Source organism: Aquificaceae bacterium, from assembly GCA_037481935.1.
GTDB lineage: Bacteria > Aquificota > Aquificia > Aquificales > Aquificaceae > Pampinifervens.
In genome coordinates, this window is record JBBFKQ010000018.1 from 1 (window position 1) to 6,434 (window position 6,434).

The 6,434-nt window shown below is 47.6% G+C and carries 10 protein-coding genes; 6 read left to right on the forward strand and 4 right to left on the reverse strand.

The annotated features are described in order from the left end of the window. The first annotated feature begins 208 nt into the window (after positions 1 to 208). The 3 genes from WHS43_09675 to WHS43_09685 are packed head-to-tail and all read left to right on the forward strand — an operon-like array spanning position 209 to position 2,591. Complete coding sequence (locus tag WHS43_09675; protein ID MEJ5339907.1) at positions 209 to 886, forward strand: cytochrome c; 678 nt, start codon at positions 209 to 211, stop codon at positions 884 to 886. A 12-nt stretch (positions 887 to 898) separates the two neighbouring features. Beyond that, entirely contained in the window at positions 899 to 2,308 is a 1,410-nt protein-coding gene (locus WHS43_09680; GenBank protein MEJ5339908.1) for a cbb3-type cytochrome c oxidase subunit I, read from the forward strand. Beyond that, positions 2,298 to 2,591 (forward strand): hypothetical protein, encoded by a 294-nt coding sequence (locus tag WHS43_09685; protein MEJ5339909.1) that lies wholly within the window; start codon positions 2,298 to 2,300, stop codon positions 2,589 to 2,591. Before WHS43_09680 ends, WHS43_09685 begins: the two co-directional genes overlap by 11 nt. A 1-nt stretch (position 2,592) precedes the next feature. Here the strand turns inward: WHS43_09685 and WHS43_09690 are convergent, their stop codons facing one another. From WHS43_09690 to WHS43_09700, 3 genes are read right to left on the reverse strand one after another with little or no spacing between them, the layout of a single operon-like run. Continuing rightward, positions 2,593 to 2,913 carry a DUF190 domain-containing protein gene (locus WHS43_09690; GenBank protein MEJ5339910.1) on the reverse strand — a complete coding sequence of 107 codons (321 nt, stop codon included), beginning with the start codon at positions 2,911 to 2,913 and terminating at the stop codon, positions 2,593 to 2,595. A gap of 18 nt (positions 2,914 to 2,931) precedes the next feature. Beyond that, a complete protein-coding gene (gene crcB, locus WHS43_09695) occupies positions 2,932 to 3,306 on the reverse strand; it encodes a fluoride efflux transporter CrcB (GenBank protein ID MEJ5339911.1) in 375 nt (124 codons plus the stop codon). Then, positions 3,291 to 3,605: a DUF190 domain-containing protein gene (locus WHS43_09700; protein MEJ5339912.1), complete on the reverse strand. Its 315-nt coding sequence runs from the start codon at positions 3,603 to 3,605 to the stop codon at positions 3,291 to 3,293. Before WHS43_09700 ends, crcB begins: the two co-directional genes overlap by 16 nt. A 49-nt stretch (positions 3,606 to 3,654) precedes the next feature. On the opposite strand from WHS43_09700, the gene nadA reads away from it, so the two are divergent. Genes nadA through WHS43_09715 form a run of 3 tightly spaced genes read left to right on the forward strand, consistent with a single transcriptional unit; the run spans position 3,655 to position 6,012 of the window. After that, on the forward strand, positions 3,655 to 4,623 hold the full coding sequence (gene nadA / locus WHS43_09705; protein MEJ5339913.1) for a quinolinate synthase NadA: 969 nt from the start codon (positions 3,655 to 3,657) through the stop codon (positions 4,621 to 4,623). Beyond that, positions 4,620 to 5,675, forward strand: coding sequence for a flavodoxin-dependent (E)-4-hydroxy-3-methylbut-2-enyl-diphosphate synthase (ispG, locus tag WHS43_09710; protein MEJ5339914.1), 1,056 nt, complete (start codon positions 4,620 to 4,622; stop codon positions 5,673 to 5,675). The genes nadA and ispG overlap by 4 nt, the downstream gene beginning before the upstream one ends. Beyond that, positions 5,668 to 6,012: a hypothetical protein gene (locus WHS43_09715; GenBank protein MEJ5339915.1), complete on the forward strand. Its 345-nt coding sequence runs from the start codon at positions 5,668 to 5,670 to the stop codon at positions 6,010 to 6,012. Before ispG ends, WHS43_09715 begins: the two co-directional genes overlap by 8 nt. 14 nt (positions 6,013 to 6,026) lie before the next feature. Here WHS43_09715 and WHS43_09720 read toward each other — a convergent pair whose 3' ends face one another. Next, complete coding sequence (locus WHS43_09720) at positions 6,027 to 6,329, reverse strand: c-type cytochrome (GenBank protein ID MEJ5339916.1); 303 nt, start codon at positions 6,327 to 6,329, stop codon at positions 6,027 to 6,029. Between the last annotated feature and the right edge of the window lie 105 nt (positions 6,330 to 6,434).

Consider the following 6,434-nt stretch of genomic DNA (forward strand, 5'->3'; position numbering starts at 1 on the left):
TTCAGGAGCATAAATTAATCCCTCCTCCAGATACTGTCAAGTAGCGTCTATGGTTTTTCATCATTTATAGCCTCCTTAAAGCTTTAGGTATTAAACTTATGTTAGACCTCTTTACATGTCAACATAAAATAAGCCGAAATCCCTTGACAGGATTTTGGGCACAGTATAAATTTATTAGTAAGTAATTCTTTACTAAGGAGGTGTAGCCATGGGTATAGGGTGGCTGGAAGTAGTGGTTGCAACCCTTCTTATCTCTCTTGTTATCAGCCTTGTCCTTGCGAGGGGACGCCATTGGCTTGAACCGGGCTTCTGGAAGGTGGCGGCGGTCATAACAAGCTCCGTTATGGCTATTACGCTGGTGCTTCTGACCTTTCACACAGTTCAGGCTATAAGCATGGGAAGCAAGCGAGTTCCTGGACCAGAGGTTATAAACAAGGAGATAGGCTATGTTTACAATGCGGACAGAAGAGCAATGGAACCCATCGTAGGAAAGGAAGTGGGTCTTTTTGGAAAGGTATGGAGCCCAAAGGAGGCAGAAGAGCTTATAACAAAGGGAAAGCTGGTTATCCAGAGCAGAAACTGCATGGATTGCCACACACTTCTTGGAAATGGGGCTTACTATGCACCGGACCTTACGAAAGCCTGGCTTGACCCAAAATGGGAAAAGCAGATAATGCCCATGGTGGGGGCAAACTCAAGGGAAGAAGCCATGAAGGTATGGCTCATGAATCCCGATAAGTATCCAACATGGGTAAGAAGGATGCCAAACCTCAGGCTTACAGAAGAGGAGGCAAGGGCTGTTGTGGCATACCTTAAATGGATGTCTGCCATAGACACCAACGGCTTTCCTGCAAACTTTCCTGAAGTTCAGGTATCAAAGCAGTAAGGAGGTGTAGCCATGGAAAGGCTGTATGAATCACAGAAGTTAGCCCTCTGGTATTTCTGGACAGCCATAATACTTTTTGGCGCCCAGCTTCTCTTTGGTCTTCTAGCTGCCATACAGTTCATTAACCCAGACTTTCTCTACGGGACCCTCAACTTTATGACCAACAGGATGCTTCACATAAACGCAATGGTCGTGTGGCTACTTATGGGCTTCATAGCAGGCATATACTGGTTTTTACCCCTTGAGACAGGAAGGGAAGTTGTAGGAATAAAGCTGGGCAAGCTTGCCTACTTTGCCTTTGTAGGCGCGGTAGCTGTCGTTGTCCTTGTGTATCTTCTCAAACAGTATGGTTCTGGTGATTTCTTTACCATGTGGTTCATAACTGAGGGAAGGGAATACATAGAAGCACCAAGGTGGGCAGACATTGGTATAGTGGCTGTAGCCCTCATAGTTGCCTTCAATGTAGTAGGCACTGCAGTTGCTGCGAGAAGATTGACGGGAATACTGGGTGTTCTAATGGTAGACCTTGCCTTTCTCTTTGGTCTTTACCTTGCTGGTATGTTCTTTACGCCAAACATATCTGTTGACCAGTTCTGGTGGTGGTGGGTTGTTCACCTCTGGGTTGAGGCAACCTGGGAAGTCCTCGTAGGCGTTCTTATGGGATGGCTTCTGATGCACCTTCTGGGAACTCCAAGGAAGATAATAGAGGCGTGGCTATATGTGGAGGTAATGCTTGTCTTTGGAACAGGAATACTGGGACTCGGACACCACTACTACTGGATAGGAACGCCAGAATACTGGCTTGGAATTGGGGGCTTTTTCTCATCCCTTGAGCCTCTACCACTCGTTGCCATGGTTATACATGCGGTTTACGACGCCGGTGTTCACAAGTTGAAAACTGTAAACAGACCTGCACTCTTCTGGGCTTTCGCTCAGGCTTTTGGAAATCTCTTTGGTGCGGGCGTGTGGGGCTTTATGCATACCCTGCCCCAGATAAACCTCTTCAGCCACGGCACTCAGCTTGCTGCGGCGCACGGACACCTCGCCTTCTTCGGGGCTTATGTATCTGCAAACCTTGCCCTCTTCTACTTTGCCCTTGGTAAAACAAGGGTTAAGGAGGGATACATACTCAACGGAACACCGTGGAAAATAGCCTATGTGGGCTTGATAATAGGCATGTTTGGTATGACAGCAGCCCTCACCGTTGCGGGTTTTGCACAGACGATGATAGAAAGGGCCACACTCGGAAGCACATGGGAGGCTTTCATGCAGGCTCAGATGCACCCTTGGATGGAGGAGGCTTTCAGATGGAGGCTCTTCTTCGGTGTTATGTTCTTCCTATCCTATATAATCCTCCTGTATGACCTTCTCACCGCCGGCAGAAGAGTTGAAGCTCTCAGGGAGGCTGAAGTTGCTGGCTGAAACCATCTATAAACTCATGCTTTACGGATTTCTGATGGTCCTCTTTGCGGGGGCCTATGCCATACTTTATGCCATGGGGAGGTTCTCAGGCCTCCCCCTCCTTACGAGAGCTTCTTATTCCTTTGCCCTTCTTCAATTTCTTTCAGGTCTTGGCATGGTCCTGTCACCCTATCTTGACCTTCTGTGGCGTGTCATAATCCTCTTCAGCACATTTGCATACCTCTTCATACCCCCAGTAATGTGGAGGGTGGTGGTAGAGATGCACAAAAGGCATGAGGAATAGGCTAAGCCTTTATCACTTTCACCTTTTCCAGGGTTATTATTCCGTCCTTTACAAGCCTTGCAAGCTCTGGAAGTATCTGGTTAACCTTTTCCTCACAGTCCACTATCTCCACCACTATGGGAAGGTCAGAGGATAGGCTGAAAAACCCTGCCTTGTGAAGGACAGAGGACTTACCGTAGCCCAGAATTCCCCTGAAGACGGTAGCACCCGCTATGCCCCTCTGCCTGCAGAACTCCACCACATATCTGTATAGAGGCTTTCCTTCATGTCTGTCATTTTCACCAAAAAAGAGCCTTACAAGAAATGCTTCTTCACACTTCATAGCCTTCAATCACCTCATCTATAACATTTTACCAAGACCATATCCCAGCCCAACAAACAGAAGCCCCAGCAGGTTGCTCAGAATCAGATAAAGGAGAGCTTTCAGCCATTCACCGTTAAACATAAGGTAGTAAGCCTCGTAAAAGAGAGTGGAATATGTAGAGTAGCCACCCAGTAGACCAGTTATGAAAAGAGCCCTCAGGTTAGGAGTTATATCAAGCCTTTCCACAAGGAAGGCAAAGAAAAAACCAATAAGAAATGCAGAAGAAAGGTTTACCACAAGCGTGCCCACGGGGAATTCTAGACCCACCCTTGTCTGGATAAACTTTGATAGGATAAACCTCAATACTGAGCCGATAGCTCCACCTATGGCAACCGCTAAGAGGAAGACCAAAGGACTGCCCTCTCAAAGGTAATAAAACCAAGGTTTTTATGTTTGGAAAGCTTCTTTATTGCTTCCATAGCTTTTGATTCTTCTTCCACGAACTCCACCACTACAGGCAAGCTGTAAGAGAGCACCTCCAGCCCCTCGTAGTGAAGCTCACCTGTTGTTCCATAACCCATTATAGACTTCAAAACAGTAGCACCACTAACTCCGTATTCTTTCAGAAGCTCCAGAACCTTCCTATAGGCAGGTTTTCCCTCAAGGCGGTCATCTTCCCTCAGAAATATACGAACGAGCACAAGCTCCATCTGATTTAAATCTTATCACAGGTTCAGGCTGGTAATATATTCTCTCATTATGGTGCAGCTGGAAATTCTCAAAGAGCAGGAGCTGAGCGGTGAGGATATAAAGGAACTTCAGGAAGAGGTGCGCAGGCTTGCAAAGGAAAAGAACGCAGTCCTTCTTGCCCACTACTACCAGAGGCCAGAGGTGCAGGATATTGCGGACTTTGTGGGAGATTCCCTGGAGCTCTCCCGAAAGGCAAGCCAGACAGATGCGGACATAATAGTCTTCTGTGGCGTGCGTTTTATGTGTGAGACAGCAAAAATCGTAAACCCCACAAAGAAGGTCCTTCATCCAAACCCTGAGTCTGGATGCCCCATGGCGGATATGATAAAAGCCGATGATGTGCTCAGGCTAAAAGAAAAGCATCCTGATGCTGAGGTGGTAGCCTACGTGAATACAAACGCGGATGTTAAGGCAGTCTCCGATGTGTGCGTGACCTCTGCCAACGCCATAAGGGTGGTGCAGAAGCTCACCTCAAAGAAGATAATCTTTATCCCAGACCAGGCACTGGGAAACTGGGTCAAAAGGCATGTGCCAGACAAGGAGTTTGTCATATGGCAGGGCTTTTGCCCACCCCACTTTGAGTTTACCGCAAGGGAAGTCATGAAACTTAAAGAACTCTACCCGGATGCAAAGGTGGCGGTGCACCCTGAGTGCCATCCAAAGGTCATAGACATTGCAGACTTTGTGGGCTCAACCTCTCAGATAATCAACTACTCCACCACGTGTGACGCCCAGAGGGTGATAGTGATAACCGAAGTGGGACTAAAGCATACCCTCATGAAGAAAAACCCTTACAAGGAATACATCTTTCCCGAGTCCATGAACTACTGCGGAACTGTCTACTGCTGCACCATGAAGGGTATAACCTTGCCAAAAGTCTACCAGACTCTCAAAGAGGAGATAAACGAGGTTAGCCTGCCGGAGGATATAATAGAGAAGGCAAAAAGACCCATACTGAGGATGCTGGAGCTTTCATGATTACCCGCAGGAAAACCCGTCAGATACAGGTGGGATGGGTAAAGGTAGGTGGAGACGCCCCCATAGTGGTGCAGTCCATGACCTCCACCAAGACCCATGACATAGAAGCAACTCTTGAGCAGATAAGAAGGCTTCAACAGGCTGGCTGTGAGCTCATAAGGGTGGCGGTGCCCCACGAGGAAGACCTGGAGGCTCTGCCAGAAATTGTGAAAAACTCTCCCATGCCAGTAATCGCAGACATTCACTTTGCACCCTCTTATGCCTTCAGGTCTATGGAAAAGGGCGTGCACGGCATAAGGATAAACCCGGGCAACATAGGAAAGGAAGAGATAGTAAGAGAAATTGTGGAAGAGGCAAAAGGAAAAGGCGTTGCCGTTCGCATAGGTGTAAACTCAGGCTCATTGGAGAAAGACCTTCTGGAAAAGTATGGCTATCCCTGTGCTCAGGCACTATTTGAGAGTGCCATGCGCTGGTCTGAAAAGTTTGAAAATTGGGGCTTTTATAACTTCAAGGTCTCCATAAAGGGCTCTGATGTGCTTGAAAACATAAAGGCTAACGAGCTCTTTGCACAGCATACAGACATTCCTCTTCACATAGGTATTACAGAGGCAGGTATGGGCACAAAGGGCATAGTAAAGTCTTCTGTGGGTATAGGTATTCTACTCTACAAAGGCATAGGTGACACGGTGAGAGTTTCGCTCACCGACGACCCCGAAGTGGAAGTGGAGGTTGCTTATAGCATTTTGCAGTCTCTTGGTCTGAGGAGAAAGGGTATAGAGATAATTGCCTGCCCTACATGCGGACGCATAGAAGTGGACCTGCCAAAGGTGGTAAGAGAGGTGGAAGAGAAGTTAAAGCACTTGAACAAGCCTCTTAAAGTTGCTATTATGGGCTGTGTGGTGAACGCCATAGGGGAAGCCCGTGAAGCAGATATAGGACTTGCCTGCGGCAGAGGCTTTGCCTGGCTCTTCAAGGAAGGCAAGCCCATAAAAAAGGTAAGCGAGGAGGAGATGGCTCAGGCGCTGATGGAGGAGGTAATGAAGTATGACTGAAAAAGAAAAGTTTGAAAAACTCGTGCAAAAAGCCCAGCTTGTAGACCAGAATGTTCAGATAAACTTTGTCCTTCTTGACCTCACACCAAGGTGGATGAAGTGCAGGAGGACAAAGAGGATTGTTTTTCAGTTTCACAAATTAGGTGAGCAAGAGGGACTGACTGCATGTGGGAAAAGGCTTGAGAGGTATCAGGTTCTGCCAGAAAGGCAGGAAAACCTTGTCATAACCCAGGTTAACATGATGCTGGGGGGGCTGGGGCTTTTAGTGTTTTTTGACCTGTGCCCTCAGTGTTTTGGAAACATAAACAGATGCAATCCCTTAGAAGAGGGGGCATAAGCCCCCGTTGAAACTTATTTGACAGACATTACCCACTGAGCCAGCTGTTTTGCCTCTGCGTCGGTCACATTCTGAGGAGGCATGGGAACAGAACCCCACACTCCTGCACCACCTTTCTTAATCTTGCCAGCAAGGTAATCAACCGCATCAGCCCTGCCAGCGTATTTCTTTGCGATGTCCGCGTAGCTTGGACCTACTTTCTTTGCCTTCATGTCGTGGCATGCCATACAGCCCTTCTGTTTTGCGAGCTGTTCGCTTGCAAAGGATGCCCCTGCAAGTCCTACAACCGCTGCTAGTGTCAGAGCTACCTTCTTCATGTTAAACCTCCTTACTTAAATTCTCTTAAGATATTATAACGCAAGTTGCAAGTTATAGCATCCCTGCACTCCAGAGCCTATGGAGATTGTAAGAAATTACCGCCA